The 22875-nt window shown below is 74.2% G+C and carries 20 protein-coding genes; 5 read left to right on the forward strand and 15 right to left on the reverse strand.

The window, feature by feature from the left end:
• Nucleotides 1-91: 91 nt before the first annotated feature.
• The 13 genes from nusB to DE149_RS07010 form a co-directional block, all read right to left on the reverse strand.
• A complete protein-coding gene (gene nusB, locus DE149_RS06950; protein ID WP_049145306.1) occupies nucleotides 92-544 on the reverse strand; it encodes a transcription antitermination factor NusB in 453 nt (150 codons plus the stop codon).
• Nucleotides 537-1100, reverse strand: a complete 564-nt coding sequence (gene efp / locus DE149_RS06955; RefSeq protein ID WP_002857030.1) for an elongation factor P — start codon at nucleotides 1098-1100, stop codon at nucleotides 537-539. The genes nusB and efp overlap by 8 nt, the downstream gene beginning before the upstream one ends.
• A gap of 118 nt (nucleotides 1101-1218) precedes the next feature.
• Nucleotides 1219-2388, reverse strand: a complete 1170-nt coding sequence (aroB, locus tag DE149_RS06960; protein ID WP_081097731.1) for a 3-dehydroquinate synthase — start codon at nucleotides 2386-2388, stop codon at nucleotides 1219-1221.
• Nucleotides 2385-3089: a shikimate kinase gene (locus DE149_RS06965; protein ID WP_044659812.1), complete on the reverse strand. Its 705-nt coding sequence runs from the start codon at nucleotides 3087-3089 to the stop codon at nucleotides 2385-2387. Before DE149_RS06965 ends, aroB begins: the two co-directional genes overlap by 4 nt.
• Complete coding sequence (aroC, locus tag DE149_RS06970) at nucleotides 3086-4321, reverse strand: chorismate synthase (RefSeq protein ID WP_036336604.1); 1236 nt, start codon at nucleotides 4319-4321, stop codon at nucleotides 3086-3088. Before aroC ends, DE149_RS06965 begins: the two co-directional genes overlap by 4 nt.
• 79 nt (nucleotides 4322-4400) lie before the next feature.
• Nucleotides 4401-5324: a shikimate dehydrogenase gene (locus tag DE149_RS06975; protein WP_113914224.1), complete on the reverse strand. Its 924-nt coding sequence runs from the start codon at nucleotides 5322-5324 to the stop codon at nucleotides 4401-4403.
• Complete coding sequence (gene mltG / locus DE149_RS06980; protein ID WP_113914219.1) at nucleotides 5324-6592, reverse strand: endolytic transglycosylase MltG; 1269 nt, start codon at nucleotides 6590-6592, stop codon at nucleotides 5324-5326. Before mltG ends, DE149_RS06975 begins: the two co-directional genes overlap by 1 nt.
• Complete coding sequence (gene ruvX, locus DE149_RS06985) at nucleotides 6589-7110, reverse strand: Holliday junction resolvase RuvX (RefSeq protein ID WP_052006958.1); 522 nt, start codon at nucleotides 7108-7110, stop codon at nucleotides 6589-6591. Before ruvX ends, mltG begins: the two co-directional genes overlap by 4 nt.
• Nucleotides 7111-7117: 7 nt before the next feature.
• Nucleotides 7118-9829 (reverse strand): alanine--tRNA ligase, encoded by a 2712-nt coding sequence (gene alaS / locus DE149_RS06990; RefSeq protein WP_113914220.1) that lies wholly within the window; start codon nucleotides 9827-9829, stop codon nucleotides 7118-7120.
• A complete protein-coding gene (locus tag DE149_RS06995) occupies nucleotides 9826-10215 on the reverse strand; it encodes a hypothetical protein (protein ID WP_020621562.1) in 390 nt (129 codons plus the stop codon). The genes alaS and DE149_RS06995 overlap by 4 nt, the downstream gene beginning before the upstream one ends.
• 171 nt (nucleotides 10216-10386) lie before the next feature.
• Entirely contained in the window at nucleotides 10387-11013 is a 627-nt protein-coding gene (gene rpsD / locus DE149_RS07000) for a 30S ribosomal protein S4 (protein ID WP_020621561.1), read from the reverse strand.
• A 282-nt stretch (nucleotides 11014-11295) separates the two neighbouring features.
• Nucleotides 11296-11859: a general stress protein gene (locus tag DE149_RS07005; RefSeq protein WP_020621560.1), complete on the reverse strand. Its 564-nt coding sequence runs from the start codon at nucleotides 11857-11859 to the stop codon at nucleotides 11296-11298.
• 171 nt (nucleotides 11860-12030) lie between these two features.
• Nucleotides 12031-13428, reverse strand: coding sequence for a replication-associated recombination protein A (locus tag DE149_RS07010; protein ID WP_044659815.1), 1398 nt, complete (start codon nucleotides 13426-13428; stop codon nucleotides 12031-12033).
• Nucleotides 13429-13480: 52 nt separating this feature from the next.
• On the opposite strand from DE149_RS07010, the gene DE149_RS07015 reads away from it, so the two are divergent.
• The 3 genes from DE149_RS07015 (at nucleotide 13481) to dtd (ending at nucleotide 16447) form a co-directional block, all read left to right on the forward strand.
• Nucleotides 13481-14071, forward strand: a complete 591-nt coding sequence (locus DE149_RS07015) for a DUF1697 domain-containing protein (protein ID WP_044659816.1) — start codon at nucleotides 13481-13483, stop codon at nucleotides 14069-14071.
• A 139-nt stretch (nucleotides 14072-14210) separates the two neighbouring features.
• A complete protein-coding gene (locus tag DE149_RS07020; RefSeq protein WP_113914221.1) occupies nucleotides 14211-15950 on the forward strand; it encodes a choice-of-anchor I family protein in 1740 nt (579 codons plus the stop codon).
• A gap of 44 nt (nucleotides 15951-15994) precedes the next feature.
• Nucleotides 15995-16447 (forward strand): D-aminoacyl-tRNA deacylase, encoded by a 453-nt coding sequence (gene dtd / locus DE149_RS07025; RefSeq protein ID WP_044659818.1) that lies wholly within the window; start codon nucleotides 15995-15997, stop codon nucleotides 16445-16447.
• 23 nt (nucleotides 16448-16470) lie between these two features.
• Here dtd and aspS read toward each other — a convergent pair whose 3' ends face one another.
• A complete protein-coding gene (gene aspS / locus DE149_RS07030; RefSeq protein ID WP_044659819.1) occupies nucleotides 16471-18285 on the reverse strand; it encodes an aspartate--tRNA ligase in 1815 nt (604 codons plus the stop codon).
• A 145-nt stretch (nucleotides 18286-18430) separates the two neighbouring features.
• Between aspS and DE149_RS07035 the strand changes: the two genes are divergently transcribed.
• Nucleotides 18431-19723 carry an APC family permease gene (locus DE149_RS07035; RefSeq protein ID WP_044659820.1) on the forward strand — a complete coding sequence of 431 codons (1293 nt, stop codon included), beginning with the start codon at nucleotides 18431-18433 and terminating at the stop codon, nucleotides 19721-19723.
• 60 nt (nucleotides 19724-19783) lie between these two features.
• Here the strand turns inward: DE149_RS07035 and hisS are convergent, their stop codons facing one another.
• Nucleotides 19784-21160: a histidine--tRNA ligase gene (gene hisS / locus DE149_RS07040; RefSeq protein ID WP_036313678.1), complete on the reverse strand. Its 1377-nt coding sequence runs from the start codon at nucleotides 21158-21160 to the stop codon at nucleotides 19784-19786.
• A gap of 174 nt (nucleotides 21161-21334) precedes the next feature.
• Between hisS and DE149_RS07045 the strand changes: the two genes are divergently transcribed.
• A complete protein-coding gene (locus tag DE149_RS07045; RefSeq protein WP_044659821.1) occupies nucleotides 21335-22873 on the forward strand; it encodes a DUF349 domain-containing protein in 1539 nt (512 codons plus the stop codon).
• Nucleotides 22874-22875: the final 2 nt, after the last annotated feature.

The following is a 22875-nucleotide window of genomic DNA, read 5'->3' on the forward strand; positions in this document are numbered from 1 at the left end:
CGCGGGACGTCGCCGACTCTACCAGCGAGGCCCGCCCCACGGCGCGGATGACGCGGTGCGGGACGGGCCTCGTGACGGAGCTCTCGGCCGCTCAGGCGAGCAGCGTCGGCTTGACCTGCTGCAGGCGGCCGAGCAGACCGTTGACGAACTCGGGCGAGTCGTCCGTGGACAGCTGGGCGGCCAGGGCGACGGCCTCCGAGATGGCGACGGCGTCCGGCACGTCGTCCTGGAACAGCAGCTCCCAGGCCCCCACGCGCAGGATCGCCCGGTCGACGGCGGGCATGCGGTCCAGGGACCAGCCGCGGGAGTAGGAGCTCAGGGCCTCGTCGAGCCGCTCCTGGTCCGCGATGACGCCTTCCACGAGCCGCTGGGTGTAGGCGTTCACCTGCAGATCGGTGCTCTCGCGGCGGGTGCGGATGCCCTCCAGCACGGTGGATCCGCGCTGCTCGGCCTCGAACAGGATCTCCACCGCACGCTGCCGGGAGCGGCTGCGCGCCGTGGTCCCCCGCTTGGCAGCGGAGCCGGCGGAGGCCCGCTCAGTCATTGACGCGGCCGAGGTAGTCGCCGGTGCGGGTGTCGACCTTGACGCGGGTGCCCTGCTCGACGAAGAGCGGCACCTGGATCTCGGCGCCGGTCTCCACGGTGGCGGGCTTGGTGCCGGCGGACGAGCGGTCCCCCTGCAGGCCCGGCTCGGTGTAGGTGATCTCCAGGACCACGGACGCCGGCATCTCGAGGTACAGCGGCGTGCCCTCGTGCAGGGCGATGACCACCTGGGTGTTCTCGAGCATGTACTTCGCGGCGTCGCCGACCACGGCCCCGGGCACGGTGATCTGGTCGTAGTCCTTGACGTCCATGAACACGTAGTCCGCGCCGTCCTGGTAGAGGTACTGGTAGTCGGAGCGGTCGACGGTGGCGAACTCGACCTTGGCGCCGGCGTTGAAGGTCTTGTCCACGACCTTGCCCGTGGTGATGTTCTTCATCTTGGTGCGGACGAACGCGCCGCCCTTGCCCGGCTTGACGTGCTGGAACTCGGTGACGTTCCAGAGCTGGCCCTCCAGTTTCAGGACGGCGCCGTTCTTGATGTCGTTGCTCGTTGCCACGTGTGTGCTCCCGATCGGTCTCGCGGACCGTCACGGGTCCGCCTGCAGTGGGTGGGGTCTTGGATGTGCGCGGGCCAGTCTACGGGAGGCCCCGCGCGGGGCCGGGGTCAGCGGCGGCTCACTCTGCGATCTCCTGGTACGCCGCGAAGAGCAGGGACGCGTCCGGGATGTCCACGGTGGTGGGCTGCGCGAGCCCGTCCAGCAGGACGAAGCGCAGCTGGTCGCCGCGGTTCTTCTTGTCCCGGCGGATGCCCTCGAGCAGGGTCTGCCACCGGTCCCCGCGGTAGGAGACGGGCAGGCCCAGGGCCGTCAGCACCGACCAGTGGCGGTCCGCGGTGGCGTCGTCGAGCCGGCCGAGGGAGCGGGCCAGCTCGGCCGCGAAGACCAGCCCCACGGACACCGCGGCGCCGTGGCGCCACTGGTAGCGCTCGGCGAGCTCGATCGCGTGCCCCATCGTGTGGCCGTAGTTCAGCGCCTCGCGGGCGCCCGACTCGCGGGGGTCGCGGGAGACGACGTCCGCCTTGACCCGGATCGAACGCTCGATCAGCTCGCGCAGCCGCGCGGAGTGCGGGTTCTGGGCCTGGGCCGGGTCCTCCTCGATGAGGTCGAGGATCGCGGGGTCGGCGATGAAGCCGCACTTCACGACCTCGGCCAGGCCGGAGATCAGCTCGTTGGCCGGCAGGGTGAGCAGCGTGTCCAGGTCCGCCAGCACGCCGGCCGGATTGTGGAACGCCCCCACCAGGTTCTTGCCCTCGGCGGTGTTGATGCCGGTCTTGCCGCCCACCGCCGCGTCCACCATGCCCAGCAGGGTGGTGGGCATGTGCACGACGCGGACGCCGCGCAGCCACGTGGCCGCCACGAAGCCGGCCAGGTCGGACACGGCGCCGCCGCCCACGGAGACGATCGCGTCCGACCGGGTGAAGTCGTTCTGGCCGAGCACCTGCCAGCAGAACCCGGCCACCTGCAGGTGCTTGCCCTCCTCGGCGTCCGGGATCTCGGCGGTCAGTGCGGTCAGGCCCACGGCCTCGAGGTCGTTCTTGACGACGTCGCCGGTGGCCCGGAGGGCGCGCGGATGGATGACCAGCACGCGTCGGACGGTCGGGCCGAGCATGTCCGGCAGGCGCGCGAGCAGGCCCCGGCCCACCACCACGTCGTAGCCGCCGTGCACGGCCGCCTCGTGGCCGCCGGCCACGGGGATGACCGTCACGTCCTCGGGTGCGGCCGGAGCGGCCGCGGGCGCCGCCCCCGGGGTCTCCTGCTCGGTGATGTCCGGCTCACGGTCGGTCATGGGTGTGACTCACTCCTTCGGGGGCGGTGGGCGTCCCCCACGATACGCCAGGCCGCCTCGGCGGCCGTCAGGCCTGTGGTGTCGAGCACGAGGTCGGCGACCTCGCGGTACAGCCCCTCGCGTTCGGCGAGGATGCGCCGCCAGGTCCCGGCGGGGTCTCCGGCCAGGACGGGGCGGCCCGCGCCGCCGCCCACGCGGCGCAGCGCCTCCTCCTCTCCGACCGCGAGGTAGACGACGTCGGAGTCCGGCCCGGCCAGCGCGCGGCGGGTGCCCGGATGCAGGACGGCGCCGCCGCCGCACGAGAGGACGCACGGGGCGGGTCGGCCGAGCACATGGCCGATGACGCGCGCCTCCTCCGCCCGGAACGCGGCCTCGCCGTGCTCGGCGAAGAACTCCGGGATCGGGCCGTGCACCTGGGTGAACAGCTCGTCGGAGTCCACGAAGGGCAGCCCGGTCACGGCGGCCAGGGCCCGGCCGACCGTCGTCTTCCCGGCCCCCATCGGGCCGACGAGGACGATCCGGCGGGCCGGGCGCGCGGCCGGGTCCTCGTCGGCCGCGGCGGCCACCGTGGCCGCGGCCGTCAGGCGCGCCTCGAGGGCACCGATCATGCCCTCCCACGGGCACACGGTGACGGGCCCGGGGACGGGACGCGTGCTCGGGTCCGGTCCCGGGGCCGGCGCGGTCCCGGGGGTGTCGGTCACGGCAGGGGGTCGCCCATCGGGCCGTCCGCCACGACGTCGGCGCCCGGCTCCGGCAGGGCGGGGACCGCGGCCTGGAACGCTTCGAGGTTGCGGCGCGTCTCGGCCACGGAGTCGCCGCCGAACTTCTCGAGCATCGCGTCGGCCAGGACGAGGGCGACCATGGCCTCGGCGACGATGCCCGCGGCGGGCACGGCCGCCACGTCGGAGCGCTGATGGTGGGCCGTGGTCTCCGCGCCCGTGGCGACGTCGACCGTGGGCAGTGCGCGCGGCACCGTGGCGATCGGCTTCATCGCGGCGCTCACGCGCAGCAGCTCGCCCGTCGACATGCCGGCCTCGATGCCGCCGGCCCGGTCGGTCGTGCGCCGGGGGCGGCCGTCCGCGCCGCGGGCGATCCCGTCGTGGGCGGCGGTGCCGCGTCGGGCGGCCGTGGCGAACCCGTCGCCGACCTGCACGCCCTTGATCGCCTGGATGCCCATGAGCGCCCCCGCCAGCCGCGCGTCGAGGCGGCGGTCCCAGTGGACGTGGGAGCCCAGGCCGATCGGCACGCCGTACGCCAGCACCTCCACGACGCCGCCGAGGGTCTCCCCGGCGCGGTGGGCGTCGTCGACCTCGGCGACCATCGCCGCGGAGGTCTGCGGGTCGAGGCAGCGGACCGGGTCGGCGTCGAGGCGGGCCTCGTCCTCGGGGACGGGGAACGGGTGGCCCTCCGGCAGGGCGGCCTCCCCGAAGGCCACGGTGTGGGAGACGATCCGCACGCCGAGCTCGCCGAGGAAGGCGCGGGCGACGGTGCCCAGGGCCACACGGGCGGCGGTCTCACGGGCGGAGGCGCGCTCGAGGAGGGGGCGGGCCTCGTCGAAGCCGTACTTCTGCATGCCGGTCAGGTCGGCGTGGCCGGGCCGCGGGCGGGTGAGCGCCGCGTTGCGGGCCAGACCGTCGAGCTCCTCCGCGGGGACGGGATCGGCGGCCATCACCTTCTCCCACTTGGGCCATTCCGTGTTGCCCACCTGGATCGCCACAGGCGAGCCGAGGGTGCGGCCGTGGCGGACGCCGCCGAGGATCGTCACCGCGTCCTGCTCGAACTTCATGCGCGCGCCGCGCCCGTACCCCAGGCGGCGGCGCGCGAGCGCGTCCTGCACGTCCTGCGTCGTGACCGGGATCCCGGCCGGCAGTCCCTCTACGATTCCTGTGAGCGCGGGGCCGTGAGACTCCCCCGCTGTCAACCAGCGCACCATGGCGTGCAGTCTCTCACGCACGGGGCGCCGCGCCGTCACGTGTGACCGGACGGGACGCACCGGATCCGGCGTTCGACGCTCAGCCGGCGGCCGGTCCCAGGGCGTCCGCCGCGGCGCGCGTCACCGCCGCCCAGTCCGGCTCGGGCATCCCGGCCGCGGCGCGGGGCCGGGCCGTGAACAGCCGGACCTGCTCGATGCCCTGGTGCAGCAGCATGGACAGCCCGGACGCCACCGGACCGCCCTCCCGGGACCAGGCGGACGCCAGCACGGAGGGCCACGGGTCGTAGGCCGCGTCCAGCAGGGGCGGCAGGGCGGCGCCGGCCGGCACGTGTGCGGCCAGGGCGTCCGCGGCGCGCGGCGGCAGGGTGGCGACGACGGCACGCAGCCCCGGCGCCCGCCGGAGCAGATCCGCCTGGGTCAGGGTCGCCCAGCGCAGCCCGAGCGCGTCGGCCAGGGCCGTCACCTCGGCGGCGCGGGCGGGGTCGCGGACGCCGAAGAGCACCGCGTCCGCGCCGAGCGTGGCGGCGGCGAGGACGGCCGCCGTCGCGGTCCCCCCGTTCCCGAGGACGCCGACGGTCCCGCCCCGGGCGGCACGGTCGAGGCCGGCCGCGGCGAGGGCGCCGAGGATGCCGTCCACGTCCGTGTTCTCGGCGTGGACGACCCCGGGCGCGGAGGGGTGGTCGCGCACGAGGGTGTTCGCGGTGCCCAGGAGGCGGACGCGGTCGCTGACGTGCCCGGCGGCGGCGACGACCGCCCGCTTCAGCGGCATGGTGACGGAGCAGCCGAGCCAGTCCTGCCCGCGGGCCGCGGCCGCGCCGCCGTCGGCCGTGCCCGGGGCGCCGAGGTGCTCGGCCGCGAAGGCGAGCACCTCGTCCTCGCCCAGGTCTCGGCGGCCGTAGTCGACGTCGAGGCCGAGGACCCGGTAGCCGGCCGCGTGCAGCACCGGGGAGAGCGAGTGGGCGATCGGCCGGCCCAGGACCGCCGCGCGCAGCGTGGGGCGCATCAGCACACCCCCGGATTGGAGGCGCAGTAGCGCTGCAGGGTGCGCACGTGCTGCTGGTGCTCCTCATAGGTGCGGGAGAACTCGGTGTGGCCGGTGCCGATGTCCGTGGTCACCCAGTAGTAGGCGTCCGTCTCGGCCGGGTCGAGGGCGGCCTCGACGGCCGCGTCGGAGGGCATGCCGATCGGACCCGGCGGCAGGCCCGGGTGCACGTACGTGTTGTAGGGGTTCGACGCGTCCTGGCGCTGGCCCGAGGTGAAGCTGAGGCTGCGCACGCCGAGGCCGTACGTGACGGTGGCGTCGATCTGCAGGAGCCCGCGCGTCTCGGTGTTGTCCGGGGCGAGGCGGTTCTCGATGGCGCCGGCGACCTGCCGGTAGTCCTGGGGCAGGGCCTCCGCCTCGAGGATGGAGGCGATCGTGAGCAGGCGCTGCTGCTCGGCCGGGTCGCGGACGTCGAGGGCGTCGAGCTCGGCGAGGGTGGGCCGGATCAGGGAGTCGAGCACCTGCTCGGCGGTGGCGTCGACGGGGAGGCGGTACTCCCCCGCGTCGAGCCAGCCCTCGAGCGTGCCCGCCTCCCCGGGGACGCCGTAGCGGGTCGGGTCGTGGGCGGCGGCCTCGAGCTCCTCGCGGGGCAGCCCCGTGGCCTCGGCGACGGCGTCCAGCACCTCGGTGAGTCGCCGGCCGCGCTCCACGAGCACGTAGTGCACGGCCCCGTCCGCGGCGCCCTGGAGCACCGCGAGGGCCTCGGCCGCGGGCATCCGCTCGCGCAGCACGAAGTCCCCCGAGCGCACGAGACCGCTGCCCGTGTCCCTGGCGGCGCGCTCGAACGCACGGGCGGAGGCCACGATGCCGGCCCGGTCCAGGCGGGCCGCCACGGAGCCCAGGTCCTCGCCCGGCTCCACCGAGAACGTCACCTCGTCGCCCTCGACGGCCGTGTGGTCGGGGCCGCCCAGGAACCCGCGCACGATCAGCCCGACCACGACGGCGAACGCCACGAGCACCGTGCCCAGCACCAGCGCGGTCCGCCGCCGGCCGGCGCCGCGATCGACCCGCGGGGCCGGGTGGGACCCGGAGCCCCGGCGACGCAGGAACGTGCGGGGCCGGCATGGGCCGGCCGCGTCGACCGGCTGGGACGGGACGCCGAGATCGGCCTCGTCCGCCTCGCCGTGGGCGAAGCCGAACACGTCGAGGTCGTCGTGGACGTCGGCCTCGTCGCCGAGCAGATCGTCCCAGTGGTCCTCACGCCGCGCGTGCTGGTGGTCGCCGGTCACCGGATCTGCTCCCGGTCCTGGCCGGCCCAGCGGCCGGTGCGGCGCTGCTCGTCCACGGCGGCCTGCAGGATCGCGACGGCGGCCGCCTGGTCGATCACGCCGCGGCTGTACTTGACGGACCGGCCCGCGGCCCGCAGTCCGGCCTGCGCGGAGACCGTGCTGAGCCGCTCGTCGACGAGCCGGACCGGCACGGGGTGGCCCGCCTCGACCAGGGCGGCGGCGACGGCGTCCGCGTAGTCGAGGGCGTCCTGCGTGGACGGCGTGTGCTCGCCCCGCAGATTCACCGGCAGGCCGACGTACACGGCGACGACGTCGAGCTCGCGTGCGTGGGCGACGAGCTCGTCCACGTCACGACGTCGACGCGCATCCCGCCGCAGGGTGGCCACGGGGGTGGCGATCAGGCCGTCGGGGTCGGCCGACGCGACGCCCACGCGGGCACGTCCGACGTCGACGCCGAGGGTGCGCCCCCGGCGCACGGCGTCGCTCGCCACGGCGGCCCCGTCCTGACCTGCGCTCACGTCCGCCTCAGGCCGCGCGCACCGCGGCGACGACGGCCTCGAGCGCGTCCCCGACGCGCGTGACGTCCTGGCCGCCGCCCTGGGCGACGTCGTCCTTGCCTCCGCCCCCGCCGCCGAGCACGCCGGTGGCGGTCTTGACCATGGCGCCCGCCTTGAGGCCGGCCGCGCGGGCGGCCTCGTTGGTCGCCACGACCACGAGGGGCCGGCCCTTGGCCTCGGCCGTGAGGGCCACGAGCACGGGCGTGCCCGCCGCGTTGCCGCCGGCCGACTCGATCCGGGCGCGCAGGTCCAGCACGAGGGAACGCAGCTGGTCCCCGGCCACGTCGCCGACGTGGTGCGCCAGCACCCGCACCGACGTCCCGGCGGACGTCGTGACGTCCTGGGCCTGCCCGGCGAGCTGCCCGGCCTGGGCCTGCAGCGCCTGGGCCCGCAGCTCCGCGACCTGCTTCTCGGCCGCCTTGAGCCGGTCCAGGGTGGCGCCGATGCGGTCCTTGAGCTCCTCGGCCGGGGCCTTGAACATCTCCGAGAGCTCGGAGACGAGGGTGCGCTCCGCGGCGAGGTGGCGGAACGAGTCCAGGCCGACGAGCGCCTCGACGCGGCGGTTGCCCGAGCCCACGGACTGCTCGCCGAGCAGGGTCAGCGAGCCGATCTGCGCGGTGCGGCCCACGTGGGTGCCGCCGCACAGCTCGCGGGACCAGGCGCCGTCGATCTCCACGACGCGCACCCGGTCGCCGTACTTCTCGCCGAACAGGCTCATCGCGCCGAGTGCGCGCGCCTCCTCGAGGCTCATCTCCTGGGTGAGCACGGCGTGGTCGTCGCGGATGGCGATGTTCACCACGTCCTCGACCTCGGAGCGGGCCCCGGCCGAGAGCGCCTCGGCCCAGCGGAAGTCGAAGCGCAGGTAGCCCTCCTTGTTGAAGGAGCCGGACTGGGTGGCCTCGGGGCCGAGGATCTGGTGCAGTGCGGCGTGCACCAGGTGGGTGCCGGAGTGGGCCTTCTCGCCGTCGAGGCGGCGCTGCAGGTCGATCGCGCCGAGGGCCTGCGCGCCGGCGGCGACCTCGCCGTCGAGGACCTTGACCCTGTGCACGGACAGCCCCTTCACGGGGGCCTGCACGTCGAGCACCTCGAGGCGGAAGCCGTCGCCGGTGATCAGGCCGGTGTCCGCGGCCTGGCCGCCGGACTCCGCGTAGAACGGCGTGGCGTCCAGGACGAGCTCGAGCTCCGTGCCGGCGCCGGCGGACGCGACCTCCTCGCCGTTCTGCAGCAGGCCGCGCACCACGGACTCGGTGGTGTGCTCGGTGTAGCCGGTGAAGTGGGTCTGGCCCTCGGCGCGCAGGCGCTGGTACACGGCGGTGTCCGTGTGGCCGGCCTTCTTGGCCTTGGCGTCCGCGCGGGCGCGGTCGCGCTGCTCGGCCATGAGGGCGCGGAACCCGGCCTCGTCCACGGCGACGCCGGCCTCCTCCGCGATCTCCAGCGTCAGCTCGATCGGGAAGCCGTAGGTGTCGTGCAGCTCGAACGCGTCCGGGCCCGCGATGCCGCCGCCCGCCGAGCGGGCCTGGCCCACCGCGGCGTCGAGGCGGGCCGTGCCCGCGGCGATGGTCCGCAGGAACGCCTTCTCCTCGGCGTAGGCGATCCGGGAGATGCGCTCGAACTCGTCCGCGACCACCGGGTAGGTGCCCTTCATCGCGTCCCGGGAGACCGGCAGCAGCTCAGGGAAAACGGGCTCGGTGACGCCCATCAGGCGCAGGGCGCGGACGACGCGGCGGATGAGGCGGCGCAGCACGTAGCCGCGGCCCTCGTTGCCGGGGCGCACGCCGTCGCTGATCAGCATCAGGGCCGAGCGCACGTGGTCGGCCACCATGCGCAGGCGGACGTCGTCGTCGTAGTGCGGGTCGGCCGGGTCCTCGGTGGAGGTGTAGGAGCGGCCGGCCAGCTGCGCGGCGCGGTCGAGCACGGGGCGGACCTGGTCCGTCTCGTACATGTTCTCCACACCCTGGAGGATCATGGCGAGCCGCTCGAGGCCGAGACCGGTGTCGATGTTCTTGTGCTCGAGCTCGCCGGCGATGTCGAAGTCGTCCTTCGAGCGCACCGCGGAGAGGCGGTACTGCATGAACACGAGGTTCCAGATCTCGATGTAGCGGGTGTCGTCCGCGGCCGGGCCGCCGTCGACGCCGTACGCGGGGCCGCGGTCGTAGAAGATCTCCGAGCAGGGGCCGCCCGGGCCGGGCTGGCCGGTGTTCCAGTAGTTGTCGTCCTTGCCCATGCGCTGGATGCGCTCGGGACGGACGCCCACGTCCTCGCGCCAGATGCGCTCGGCCTCGTCGTCCTCGCGGTACACGGTGACCCAGAGGCGCTCGGGGTCCAGGCCGAAGCCGCCGTCCTCGACCGAGGACGTCAGCAGCTCCCAGGCCATCGGGATGGCCGTCTCCTTGAAGTAGTCGCCGAAGGAGAAGTTGCCGCACATCTGGAAGAAGGTGCCGTGGCGGACGGTCTTGCCGACCTCCTCGATGTCCGCGGTGCGGATGCACTTCTGCACCGAGACGACGCGCGGGCTCGGCGGGGTCTGCTCCCCCAGGAAGTACGGGATGAACGGGACCATGCCGGCCACCGTGAACAGCAGCGACGGATCCGGCGAGACGAGCGACGCCGACGGCACCACGCGGTGCCCCCTGGACTCAAAGAAGGCGGTCCAGCGGCGGGCGATCTCCTGGGACTTCATGCGGGGGTGTCCTTCTGCGTGGTGGTGGTCTGGGGGCGGGCGGCGCCGTGCGACGGCGGCTCCACGGTCTCCCCGGAGATGATCGGCCCCGTGTGGGGCAGGTAGGGCGCGGCCCAGGGGGCCTCGGCGCGGACGCGCTCGGCCAGGCGCCGGGCACCGTCCTGCAGGGCGGCCGCCGCGGCGTCGGCGGCGGCCTCACCGGCCTGGCGGGCCAGACGCTCCGGGTCCAGGCGGGCGGAGAACCCCGCGCGCCCCCCCGCGGAGCCAGGGTCAGACGTCGGCGCGTCGGTCGCGTCGGTGGCCGGGTGGGCACGGTCGCCGAGGGCGCGGTGTGCGAACCAGCCGGATGCGGCGCCGGCGCCGACGAGCAGCAGCGAGCGGAGCATGGCGGGGGCCTCCTTCGGACGGCAGGGATTCCGGCCCCACCTTACCGGGCGCGGCGCCGATCCCCGGCGGCGGGCCCGGGGGACGCCGCAGGCCCGGTCACCTCCGAGAGGTGACCGGGCCTGCGGGACGCGCGGGGCGCCGTCGTCCGGGACGGACCCGGCCGCGGCGGATCAGCGCGCGTAGTACTCGACCACGAGCTGCTCCTCGCAGGTCACGGGGACCTCGGAGCGCTTCGGGCGACGGGTGAGGGTGGCGCGCAGCTTGTCGATCTCCACGGTCAGGTAGCCCGGGGTGGCGGGCAGGACCTGCTGGTGGGCGCCGGCGGCGGCCAGCTGGAAGGGGACCATCTTCTCCGAGCGCTCGTGCACGTGGATCATCTGGCCCTCCTTCACGCGGAACGAGGGGACGTCCACGCGCTTGCCGTCCACCAGGATGTGGCGGTGCACGACGAGCTGACGGGCCTGCTGGATGGTGCGGGCGAAGCCGGCACGCAGCACGAGGGCGTCGAGGCGCTGCTCGAGGAGCTCGACCAGGTTCTCACCGGTCAGGCCGGCGGTGCGCTTGGCCTCCTCGAAGTAGCGGCGCATCTGGGCCTCGCGGATGTTGTACTGGGCGCGCAGACGCTGCTTCTCCTTGAGGCGCACCGCGTAGTCCGAGTCCTGCTTGCGGCGGGCACGGCCGTGCTGGCCGGGGCCGTACGGACGACGCTCCATGTACTTCTCGGCCTTGGGGGTCAGCGCGATGCCCAGGGCGCGGGAGTGCCGCACGGTGCGGCGGGTGCGAAGGTTGCCACTCATGGTGGACCTGCCTTTCCTTGACGTGCGGCACGGTTCGGGTTTGTCTCGAGGTCTCGTCCGCGCGCCGGGGCACACGGGTCAAGGGGACTCGAACCTGGCCTCCCCGCGATCCTGAGGAGAGCTGAGGGGCGTGCCGCCGCCCGTCATCCACTGATGCGCTGCGCGTCCCTCGACCGGGCACGCGGGTGTCCCGTGGACCGTTCGAGGGGGATGCGTCCGGGGCGCAGCGCCTGCCAGACCGGTCCACCTTACCAGAGCGACGACGACGGGGCGGGCCGGGGCTCAGGCGCGCGGCGTGGCCGCGGTGCCGGGGTCCGCGCCGAGGAGCTGACCGGCCTGGTCCAGGTGGGAGGCCTCGACCAGCACGTCGTACGACTCGGCCTCCATGGTCTGCAGGGACGTGAAGTCGCGCCTGCCGCCGGTGGCCGCGTGGCCGATCGCCCCGAAGACGGCCCCCCACAGGGCGCCCAGGCCCAGGGAGATCAGCAGGATCCAGAGGAACCCGAAGCCGGGGGCGAAGATCGAGAAGAGCAGGCCGAGCAGGAGGCCGAACCACAGGCCCTGCAGCCCGCCGCGGACGGCGGCCTTGCCGGTGGTCATCCGGCCCAGGACCTGCTCCACGGAGCGCAGCCCGGTGCCCACGATGCGCACGCGCTCCACGGGGAACCCGGCGTCGGAGAGCTGGTCCACGAGGGCCTGGGCCTCGGCGTAGGCCGGGACGGAGCGCAGGATGCGGTAGTCGGCCTGCGGGAGGGCGGGGCCGCCGGCGCCGGGGCGGCCGTACGGGGCCGGCTGCTGCGCGGCGGTGTGCTGGGGGGTGGACTGCTGCGGAGTGGACTGGGTCATGGGGGCGGCTCCTTCTGTTCCTTCTGTGCGTCGGTGGTGCATGGGGGCGCGAGCGGGCGAGGAGTCGGCGGGCCGACGTCGACCGCCCCGCTCATCCCTGGACAACCGGTGATCCGGGGTCTTTATTCCGCGCGGCCGCCCGAGGCGTCCGCCCTCGGGCCCGGCGCGCGCTCAGTCGCCGCGGATGATCCGGCGCAGCGCGGCCACCTGCTCGGTGAGCCGCTTCTCGTGTCCGATGGGCTTGGGCCGGTAATAGTCCCTCCCGACCAGGGGGTCCGGCGCGTACTGCTGACGGGCGACGGCGTGCGGCTCGTCGTGGCTGTAGACGTAGCCCTGGCCGTGGCCGAGGGCCGCCGCGCCGGGGTAGTGCGCGTCCCGCAGGTGCGCCGGCACCGCGCCCGTGTGGCCGGCCCGCACGTCCGCGATCGCCTCGTTCACGGCGGTGTAGCTCGCGTTGGACTTCGGCGCGGTGGCCAGATGCGTCACGGCCTGCGCCAGGATGATGCGTCCCTCCGGCATGCCGATCAGCTGCACGGCCTGGGCGGCGGCCACGGCGGTCTGCAGCGCGGTCGGGTCGGCCATGCCCACGTCCTCGGACGCGGAGATGATCAGCCGCCGGGCGATGAACCGGGGGTCCTCCCCCGCCTCCAGCATCCGGGCGAGGTAGTGCATCGACGCGTCCACGTCCGAGCCGCGGATGGACTTGATGAAGGCACTGATCACGTCGTAGTGCTGGTCGCCGTCCTTGTCGTAGCGCTGGACGTGGTGGTCCATCGCCTGCGCGGCGTCCTCGTCCGTGACCGCGACGGCGCCCTCCCCCGCCCGGCCGGCCTCGCGCGCCTTGTCCAGGGCGACGCCGGCCGCGGCCTCCAGCACCGTGAGCGCCCGCCTCGCGTCGCCGCCGGCCATCCGCACCAGGTAGTCCCGCGCGTCGTCCTGGAGCACCACGGCGCCGTTGAGCCCGCGCTCCTGGGTCACGGCACGGTCCAGCAGCCCGACGATGTCGTCGTCCGTGAGGGGACGCAGCGTGAGCAGCAGCGACCGGGAGAGCAGGGGTGCGATCACGGAGAAGGACGGGTTCTCCGTGGTCGCGGCCACCAGCACGACCCAGCGGTTCTCGACGCCCGGCAGCAGCGCGTCCTGCTGCGCCTTGGAGAAGCGGTGGATCTCATCGAGGAACAGGACGGTGGTGCGCCCGTAGAGGTCCCGTTCGCGCTGGGCCTGCTCCATCACCTGCCGCACGTCCTTCACACCGGCCGTGATCGCGGACAGCTCCGTGAACGTGCGCCCGGGGGCGCGGGCGATCACGTGGGCCAGCGTCGTCTTGCCGATGCCCGGAGGCCCGTAGAGGATGACCGAGCTCGGTCCCGCGGCGGAGTCCGGATCGGGCTCGGCGAGCTTGCGCAGCGGGGAGCCCGGCCGCATGAGGTGCCGCTGGCCCAGCACGTCATCCAGCGTGCGCGGGCGCATGCGCACGGCCAGCGGTGCGCCGGGGTGCGGGGCGGCCACGGTGCCGGCCGGGCCGTCGTCGTCGGCCCCGTTGTGGGCGGCGCTGAAGAGGTCGTCCATCGGGTCCAGGGTAGTCCTCGGCCCGCGGGGGCGTGGGTGGCATCATGGCCGCATGAGCCCCGCCGCCCCGCGCACCGACCACACCCACGTCCTGCTGCTGCGCGGGATCAACGTGGGGCGGAGCAACCGTGTCGGCAAGGACACGCTGATCCGCTGGGCCCAGGCCGCCGGCGGGGAGGCGGTCACCACCCACCTGGCCAGCGGCAACGTCCTGTTCCGGGCGTCCTCCGACGCAGCCGCGGAGGGCGTGCGGCAGGGGTTCGCGCGACGGGCGCGTGAGGAGGGCGGCCTCGACGTCCCCGTGGTCCTCGTGGACGTGGGCACGCTCCGGCGCGCCCTGGAGCTGCACGACGCGCTCCCCTGGGCCGGCGGCGAGCCGAAACGCACGCAGCTCACCGTGCTCGAGGACGACCCCGCACCCGAGGCGGCCGCCGCCCTGGCCGCGCTCGACCACGGGGACGACCGACCCGCGGGGCCGGATCGCACGGCCCTGGAGGGACGGCTGCTGTGGATGCGCTGCGCCGCGGGGGTCGCCGACTCCCCGCTCACTCCGGCCCGCCTCGACCGGGCGCTCGGGGTGCGCGGCACGGCCCGGAACCTCACGACGGTGCGGGTGCTCGCGGGGCTGCCGAGCGAGGACTGACCTCGGCGGACGGCACGCGGGGCGTCCGGGGCGTCGACACCCGCGGGACACCGCGCGCTGGCCGGGACGTCACGGACCGTTCACATCCGTGCGATGGGGTGACCCCGTCCTCCGCCTCCCTGCCCTGACTGGAGCATCCATGCCTCGCCTCGCACCCCTCGCCACGGCCGTCACCGCCGCGACCCTGTCCACGGCCTTCCTCGCCCCGGCCTCCCTCAGCGCGCCCGCCCCGCACTCGGCCACGGCCCAGCGCGCCGCCATCGCCGCCAACCCGTCCGGCAAGAGCATCGAGCTCACCCGCGCCGGCACCCACGAGACCGGCGTGTTCGGCGAGTCCGCCGCCGAGATCCCGGCCTTCGACGCGGTCTCCGGCCGCCTGTTCGTGGTGAATGCGCAGCGCGGCGCCGTCGACGTCATGCGCCTGGGCGCCGACGCCGCCCCCGTGGCCGAGCGGACCCTCTCCGCCGAGGGCCTGCGCACCGCGGACGGCTCCGTCACGGACAAGGGCGCCACGGTGAACTCCGTCGCTGTCTCCGGCGGTGTGATGGCCGTCGCCGTCGAGGCCGCCGAGAAGACCGACCACGGCTGGGTCGTGTTCTTCGACACCACCACCCTGCGCTACCTCGGCGGCGTGCGGGTGGGTGCCCTGCCGGACTCGCTGGCCTTCTCCCCGAACGGGGCGTACGTGGTGGTCGCCAACGAGGGCGAACCGGCCGACGACTTCTCCGTCGACCCGGAGGGCACGATCTCCGTGGTCTCCGTACCGAAGAACGCCCGGCAGTTCTCCCGCCTGACCCAGGACGCGGTGCGCACCGTGGACTTCCGTGCCTACGACGCCGGCACCGCCCTGCCCGCCGGCGTGCGCGTCTCCGGCCCCGATATGGCGGTGCCCGCCGGTCACGAGCCCGCCGGTCGGGTGGCTCGCAACCTCGAGCCGGAGTACGTCACCGTCGACCCGACCGGACGCACCGCCTACGTGTCCGTGCAGGAGGCCAACGCCGTCGCCGTCGTGGACCTGAAGTCCGCCACGCTGGAGGACCTCTGGGCGCTGACGCCCACCGATTGGTCCACCGAGGGCGTGCTGGACGCCTCGGACAAGGACGGCGGCATCGAGCTGGGCCACTGGCCGGTCGACGGCCTGCCCATGCCCGACGGCATCGACACGTACCGCTGGCGCGGTCAGAACCTGGTCGTCACCGCCAACGAGGGTGACGGGCGGGAGTGGGGCGACTTCAACGACTCCGAGCGCGTCAGCGACCTGGACCTGTGCGCCGCCGAGTTCCCGGGGGCCAAGGCCCTGCAGAAGAAGGATGCCCTGGGCCGCCTGAAGGTGCTCACCGACCTCGGCTACGACTCTGAGCGCGAGTGCCACTCCTCCCTGACCACACTGGGCGGCCGGTCCTTCTCCATCTACACCGCGGACGGCACCCGCCTGTTCGACTCCGCCGGCATGATCGAGGAGCAGATCGCCCGGCTCGTGGCCGCCGGCGAGCTGCCGGAGCACGCGTTCAACGCGAACAACGACGAGACCCCGTCCGGGGACTCCCGTTCGGATGACAAGGGCCCCGAGCCCGAGTCCGTAGTGGTGGGCACGATCCAGGGCCGCACCTACGCGTTCGTGGGCCTCGAGCGCATCGGCGGCGTGGTGGTCTTCGACATCACCGACCCGCGGAACGCCACCTACGTGGACTACGTCAACGACCGTGACTGGGATGCCGCGGGCGACGACGCCACGGCCGGCCTGGGTGACATGGGCGCCGAGGGCCTGACCTTCGTGCCGGCCGACGAGTCCCCCTCCGGCACCGCCCTGCTGATCGTCGCCAACGAGGTCTCCGGCTCGACCACCGTGTACGAGGTGAATCCGACCCGTCGTCAGTGATCCGCTGACGCGGACCGGTTCCGGGCGCGTTGCAGAATGGCTGCATGAGAGCCGTTCTGCAACGCGCCCGTTCCGCGTCCGTGACCGTCGACGGCAAAGTCGTCGGCTCCTTCGAGGGCGAGGGGCTGGTGATCCTGCTCGGCGTGACCGTCGACGACACCGAGGCCGAGGCCGTCCAGGTGGCCCGCAAGGTGGCCGGGCTCCGCATGCTCGACGGCGAGCGGTCCCTCACCGACGCCGGTGCCCCGGCGCTCGTCGTCAGCCAGTTCACGCTGTACGGCGACGTGCGGAAGGGCCGGCGGCCGTCCTGGACGCGCGCGGCGAAGGGCAACCAGGCCGAGCCGCTCTACGAGCGGTTCACGGCCGAGCTCGAGGCCGCCGGCGTGCGCGTGGAGCGCGGGGTGTTCGGCGCGAAGATGGACGTCTCCCTCACCAACTCCGGGCCGTTCACGCTGATCGTGGACTCGGACGAGCTGGCCGGTCCGCGGCGCGGCTGAGACGGGCCCGCCGCGGGCCCGGATCAGGCTCCCGGCTCGGCCTCGGCCTGCTTCGGCTCCGGCTGCGCGTCGACGCCGGCCTCCTTGCGCTGCTGGGCGGTGATGGGCGCCGGTGCGGCCGTCAGCGGGTCGAAGCCGCCGCCGGTCTTCGGGAACGCGATGACCTCGCGGATCGAGTCGGTGCCGGCCAGCAGGGCGACCACGCGGTCCCAGCCGAACGCGATGCCGCCGTGCGGCGGGGCGCCGTACTTGAAGCCCTCGAGCAGGAAGCCGAACTTCTCGTTCGCCTCCTCCGGGGACAGGCCCATGACCTCGAACACGCGCTCCTGCACGTCCTGACGGTGGATGCGGATGGAACCGCCGCCGATCTCGTTGCCGTTGCACACGATGTCGTAGGCGTAGGCCAGGGCCGAGCCCGGGTCGGTGTCGAAGGTGTCCGCGAACTCCGGCTTGGGCGAGGTGAACGCGTGGTGCACGGCGGTCCAGGCGCCCGCGCCCACGGCGACGTCGCCCGAGGCCACGGCGTCGGCCGCCGGCTCGAACATCGGCGCGTCCACGACCCACACGAACGCCCAGTCGGCGTCCTTCGCGGCCACGCCGTCACCGGCGTCGGTGAACAGCCCGCAGCGACGGCCGATCTCCACGCGGGCCGCACCCAGCAGCGCGCGGGACTCCTTCGGCTTGCCGGCGGCGAAGAACACGCAGTCGCCCGGGTTCGCGCCCACGGCGGCGGCCAGCCCGGCCTTCTCCTCCTCGGAGATGTTCTTGGACACCGGACCGGTCAGCTCGCCGTCCTCCTGTATGAGCACGTAGGCCAGGCCCTTGGCGCCGCGCTGCTTGGCCCACTCCTGCCACGCGTCGAGGGTGCGGCGGGCCTGGGAGGCGCCGCCCGGCATCACGACGGCGCCCACGTACTCGTTCTGGAACACGCGGAACGGGGTGTCCTTGAAGTACTCGGTCAGGTCCGTCAGCTCGAGGCCGAAGCGCAGGTCCGGCTTGTCCGAGCCGTACTTCTCCATGGCCTCGGCGTAGGTCATGCGGCGGATCGGCGTCGGCACGTCCACGCCCACGAGGGCCCACAGGGCCTTGACGATCTTCTCGCCGAGGGCGATCACGTCATCCTGCTCCACGAAGGAGGCCTCGATGTCCAGCTGGGTGAACTCGGGCTGACGGTCCGCGCGGAAGTCCTCGTCCCGGTAGCAGCGGGCGATCTGGTAGTACTTCTCGATCCCGCCCACCTGCAGCAGCTGCTTGAACAGCTGCGGCGACTGCGGCAGGGCGTACCAGGAGCCGGGAGCCAGGCGGGCCGGGACGAGGAAGTCGCGGGCGCCCTCCGGCGTCGAGCGCGTGAGGGTCGGGGTCTCGACCTCCACGAAGCCCTCGCCGTGCAGCAGCTCGCGCGCCGTCCGGTTGACCTCGGAGCGCAGGCGCATGATGCGCGAGGGCTGCGGGCGGCGCAGGTCGAGGTAGCGGTGGCGCAGCCGGGCCTCCTCGCCGACCTCCACGTGCTCGTCCACCTGGAACGGCAGCGCGGCGGCGGTGTTGAGCACCGTCACGGTCTCCGCGATCAGCTCGATCTCACCGGAGGGAAGGTTCGGGTTCTCGTTGCCCTCGGGGCGGCGCTCGACCGTGCCGGTGACCTGCAGAACCCACTCGTTGCGCAGCGGGTCGAAGTCCGCCTCGTCCCGCACCACAACCTGGGCGAAGCCCGAGGCGTCGCGCAGGTCCACGAAGGCCACGCCGCCGTGGTCTCGCCGCCGCGCCACCCAGCCGGTGACGGTGACGGTCTGGCCGATGAGCGAGGCGTTGAGCTCGCCGAGGGAGTGGGTGCGCAGCACGAGGATCCTCTCCGTCCGGTCGCCGGACGATGTGCGGGGTTCATGTGATGGTCGACGCCGTGTGATACGCCTGCGGGGCGGGCGCGCGCCGTTCCCGTCAGTCTAGTGCCCCGTCCACACTGCCCCAGCCCAGGAGGACCCCGTCATGACCGCCGCCCTGCAGCGCCGCCTGACCCTGCTCCACGCCGTCGCGATCGGCCTCGGCTCGATGATCGGCGCGGGCGTGTTCACCGCGATCGGCCTGGCGGCCGCGCTCACCGGCGGCCACCCCGGCCTGCTGTACGGGGCCCTGGCGGTCGCGGCCGTCGCGGCCCTGTGCAACGCCCTGTCCACGGCGCAGCTGGCCACCGTCCACCCCGAGTCCGGCGGCGCCTACGTCTACGGCCGGCGGCAGCTGCACCCGTGGGCCGGCTTCGTCGCCGGCTGGGGCTTCGTCACGGGCAAGACCGCGTCGGTGGCCGCGATGGCGGCCACCCTCGGCCTGTACCTCTTCCCCGACGACGCCGCCGCGGCCCGGTGGACGGGCGTGGCCGCCGTCGTCGTGCTCACCGGGGTGGCGATGGCGGGCGTGACGCGGACCGCGCAGGCGACGTTGGCGATCCTCGTGCCCGTGCTCGCCGTGCTCGTGTTGGCCATCGGCGCAGGCCTGGCGCGCGAGGCCCCCGGGGGCTCGGCCGCGGCGCTCGGCGTCGACTCCCCCGTGCAGGGCGTGCTCATGGGCGCGGGCGTCCTGTTCTTCGCGTTCGCCGGCTACGCGCGCGTGGCCACCATGGGTGAGGAGGTCATCGACCCCGCACGCACGATCCCGCGCGCCATCCTGATCGCCCTCGCCGTGACCGTGGCGTTGTACCTGCTGCTCGCCACGGCGCTGATCTCGGGCCTCGGGACCTCCGGGCTGGCCCGGTCCCCGGCGCCCGTGCGCGACCTGCTCGAGACCGCCCTGGGCTCCGGCTGGGGCTGGGTGGCGGTGGCCGGCGCCGCCCTCGCCGCGGCCGGGGCCATGCTCAACCTGCTGACGGGCATCTCCCGCACCGCCCTGGCCATGGCCCGCGAGTCCGACCTGCCCCGCCCCCTGGCACGGGTCCATGCGGGGACCGGCACGCCGTGGACGGCTCAGCTGACGGTGGCCGCGGCCGTGATCCTGCTCCTGCTCACCACGGACATCCTCACCGTGGTGGGCTTCAGCTCGTTCGGCGTGCTCGTCTACTACGCGGTGGCGAACCTGTCCGCCCTGACCCTGCGCGGGGACGACGACGGCCGCCGCCCGGCCCGGCCGCGCCCGCTGCGCGTGCCCCGCGCCGTCAACGTCCTCGGCCTGGCCCTGTGCCTGCTGCTCGCCCTCAGCCTGCCGCCGATGTCCGTGGCCGCGATGGCGGGCGTGTTCCTGATCGGGGTGGGCGGGCGCGCGTTCGTGCGGGCCGGGCGCCGGGGCCGGTGACCCGACGCGCAGACACCCACCGCCGCCGCACACCGGGGCCGGCATAGCGGCCGCGTCCGCTCAGTCCTGCGCGCGGGCGACCTGCGGCAGCAGGTCCTCGGCCGGCGGGGTCCAGTCGGCCGGGTCCGCGGCGTGCTGCTCGCCGGAGCGGATGTCCTTCACCTCGTGGACCCGCGCGCCGGCGTCGTCCCGACCCATGAACCAGACGAACGGGATGCCGCGGCGGTCCGCATACTTGATCTGCTTGCCGAACTTCTCCGCGGACACCGCGACCTCCGCGGGGATGCCGCGCTCCCGCAGCAGGGCCGCGACGTCCTGGGCCTCGGACCAGTCCTCGTCCGCCGTCAGCGCCACGTACACCGCGGTCGGCACGGAGCGGGAGGCCACGGCCATCTGCTGGGACAGCATGCGCATCACCAGCCGCGTCACGCCGATGGACAGTCCGACACCGGGGAACACGCGGTTCCCCTTGGACGCGAGCGCGTCGTAGCGGCCGCCCGAGCAGATCGAGCCGAGCTGCTCGTGGCCCACCAGGACGGTCTCGTAGACGGTGCCCGTGTAGTAGTCCAGGCCGCGCGCGATGGACAGGTCCGCCACGGCGCGCCCGGGGGCGCGGCGGTGCAGGGTGGCGACGACGTCGGCCAGCTCGGTCAGCCCCTCCTCGAGCAGCTCGTGGGTCACCCCCAGGGCGCGGACCCGCTCGACGAACGAGGTGTCCGACGTGCGGATGTCCGCCAGGGCCAGCGCCTGCGCAGCCTGCTCGGGGCTCGCGCCGACCTCCTCCTGGAGCAGCCGCGCGACCTCCTCCGGGCCGACCTTCTCCAGCTTGTCGATGCTGCGCAGCACGCCGGCGGTGTCCTCCAGGCCGATGCCCCGGTAGAAGCCCTCGGCGAGCTTGCGGTTGTTCACGCGGATGAGGAAGTCGCCGATCGGCAGGGCGCCGAGCGCCTCGGCCATCACCAGTGCGACGTCGGCGTCGTACCGGGGCGAGAGGGCGCCGTCGCCGACGACGTCGATGTCCGCCTGGGTGAACTCGCGGGCGCGGCCCTCCTGAGGGCGCTCCCCGCGCCAGACCTTCTGCATCTGGTAGCGACGGAAGGGGAAGGCGAGGTGGCCGGCGTTCTCCACGACGTAGCGGGCGAACGGCACGGTGAGGTCGAAGTGCAGGGCCAGGCGCTTGGGGTCGGCCGGGTCCTTGGGATCGCGCAGGCCCGCGGCGACCTCCTCGTCCTCGGCCAGGCGCGAGACCGCGTAGACCTCCTTGTCCACCTCGCCCTTGCGCAGCAGCTGGCCCAGGGTCTCCACGGCACGGGTCTCGATGCCGGCGAACCCGTGCAGCTCGAAGGTCCGCCGCAGCGTGTCGAGCACGTGCTGCTCCACGAGCCGCTCGGCGGGCAGCCACTCGTGGAAACCGGACAGGGAGGCCTTGCGGGACATGGCGATCCTTCGAGACGACGACGGCGGGGACGCGCGACGGTCCCCCGCCGGCGCACCGGCCCATTCTAGGCGCGGGCGCTGTCCGGCCCGGTACGCTGGCCCTGTTCGTGTCCATCCCGACCGGCCGCATCCCTCGACGACTGCGTGCCGGCGCAGTCAGGGAGAGTTCCAGCGGTGACCAATCACATGCAGCCCGACGACCAGCAGTCCCCCGCCACCGAGTCCACCCCCGCGTCGGCCGAGGCCGCCGATACGACCGTGCCCGCCGAGGCCCGGCCCGTCCCCGAGATCGTCCCCGACGCCCCGGCGCACGGTGATTCCTCCCAGCCCGCCGAGACGCCCGCCGTGCCCTCCCCGGCCGCGATGAAGAAGGCCAGCCCGGCCGCCGTGCGCCCCGCGACGCCCGCCGCCGCGTCCGTCGCCCCGGCCCCCGTCGTGGCCCCGACCGTGCCGCCCACCCCGGTGGAGGAGGCCGCCAGGTTCGCCCGGGTGAGCGAGGACGGCCACGTCACGCTGCTGGACGGGCAGGAGGAGCACGCGGTCGGCCAGGTGCCGGACGCGAGCACCGAGGACGCGCTGGCGTACTTCGTGCGCAAGTACGACGACGTGCGCGCCCAGATGGCCCTGTTCGAGCAGCGCATCGCCGCCGGCGCCCCCTCGGGTGAGCTGGGCCGGGCGCTGGGTCAGATGACGACCGCGGTGAACGAGCGCCACATGGTCGGCGACATGGACGCCCTCCGCACCCGCCTGGCGGCCCTGGAGACCCTCCTGGGCGACTACCGCGCCGCGGAACAGGAGGCCCGGCAGGCCGCCCAGGCCGAGCAGCTGGCCACCCGCGAGGCCATCGTCGCCGAGGCCGAGACCTTCGCCCAGACCCCGGCCGAGCGGATGCCCTGGAAGACCGCGTCCAAGCGCATGACGGAGCTGTTCGAGGAGTGGAAGGCCGCCCAGAAGGCCGGTCCGCGTCTGGCCAAGTCGGTCGAGGACGACCTGTGGAAGCGCTTCCGCGGCGCCCGCACCGCGTTCGACAAGACCCGCCGCGCCCACTTCTCCCGGCTGGACGCCGCCTCGGCCGAGGCCAAGCAGGTCAAGGAGCGTCTCATCGCCCGTGCCGAGGAGCTGTCCACCTCCACCGACTGGGGCGTGACCGCCGGCAAGTACCGCGACCTGATGGACGAGTGGAAGCGCGCCCCCCGGGCCTCCCGCAAGGAGGACGACGCCCTCTGGGCCCGCTTCCGCGCCGCCCAGGACGTCTTCTTCGCCGCCCGCAAGGCCGCGAACCAGGAGATCGACCGCGAGTACGGGGCCAACCTGAAGGTGAAGGAGCAGATCCTCGCCGACGGCCAGAAGCTGCTCCCGTTCACGGACGTCAAGGCCGGACGGCGCGCGCTCAACGAGCTGCGCGGGCGGTGGGAGGATGCCGGCCGCGTGCCCCGCGGGGACGTCCGCCGGATGGAGGAGGGCTTCCGCAAGCTCGAGGACGCCCTCAAGCAGGCGGAGAACGAGCACTGGCGCCGCACCGACCCGGAGACCAAGGCCCGCACGAACTCCGCCCTCACGCAGCTCGAGGAGACCATCGCGGGGCTCGAGGCGGATCTCGCCCGGGCCCAGGCCCGGGGCGACCAGCGCGCCGTCAAGAAGGCCCAGGAGGCGCTCGACGCGCGCCTGCAGTGGAAGCAGGCCCTCGAGGCCTCGGCCTCCGAGCTCCGCTGAGC

This window comes from Micrococcus sp. KT16 (genome assembly GCF_003315015.1).
Taxonomy (GTDB): domain Bacteria; phylum Actinomycetota; class Actinomycetes; order Actinomycetales; family Micrococcaceae; genus Micrococcus; species Micrococcus luteus.

Excerpts from the sequence above, each read along its gene's own strand:
- rpsD (WP_020621561.1), bottom strand. The coding sequence starts at position 11,013 with ATGAGTGGCAACCTTCGCACCCGCCGCACCGTGCGGCACTCCCGCGCC.
- DE149_RS07020 (WP_113914221.1), top strand. The coding sequence starts at position 14,211 with ATGCCTCGCCTCGCACCCCTCGCCACGGCCGTCACCGCCGCGACCCTG.
- DE149_RS07015 (WP_044659816.1), top strand. The coding sequence starts at position 13,481 with ATGAGCCCCGCCGCCCCGCGCACCGACCACACCCACGTCCTGCTGCTG.
- DE149_RS06975 (WP_113914224.1), bottom strand. The coding sequence starts at position 5,324 with ATGCGCCCCACGCTGCGCGCGGCGGTCCTGGGCCGGCCGATCGCCCAC.
- nusB (WP_049145306.1), bottom strand. The coding sequence starts at position 544 with ATGACTGAGCGGGCCTCCGCCGGCTCCGCTGCCAAGCGGGGGACCACG.
- DE149_RS07010 (WP_044659815.1), bottom strand. The coding sequence starts at position 13,428 with ATGGACGACCTCTTCAGCGCCGCCCACAACGGGGCCGACGACGACGGC.
- alaS (WP_113914220.1), bottom strand. The coding sequence starts at position 9,829 with ATGAAGTCCCAGGAGATCGCCCGCCGCTGGACCGCCTTCTTTGAGTCC.
- aroC (WP_036336604.1), bottom strand. The coding sequence starts at position 4,321 with ATGGTGCGCTGGTTGACAGCGGGGGAGTCTCACGGCCCCGCGCTCACA.
- DE149_RS07005 (WP_020621560.1), bottom strand. The coding sequence starts at position 11,859 with ATGACCCAGTCCACTCCGCAGCAGTCCACCCCCCAGCACACCGCCGCG.
- hisS (WP_036313678.1), bottom strand. The coding sequence starts at position 21,160 with ATGTCCCGCAAGGCCTCCCTGTCCGGTTTCCACGAGTGGCTGCCCGCC.
- dtd (WP_044659818.1), top strand. The coding sequence starts at position 15,995 with ATGAGAGCCGTTCTGCAACGCGCCCGTTCCGCGTCCGTGACCGTCGAC.
- DE149_RS07035 (WP_044659820.1), top strand. The coding sequence starts at position 18,431 with ATGACCGCCGCCCTGCAGCGCCGCCTGACCCTGCTCCACGCCGTCGCG.
- DE149_RS06995 (WP_020621562.1), bottom strand. The coding sequence starts at position 10,215 with ATGCTCCGCTCGCTGCTGCTCGTCGGCGCCGGCGCCGCATCCGGCTGG.
- aroB (WP_081097731.1), bottom strand. The coding sequence starts at position 2,388 with ATGACCGACCGTGAGCCGGACATCACCGAGCAGGAGACCCCGGGGGCG.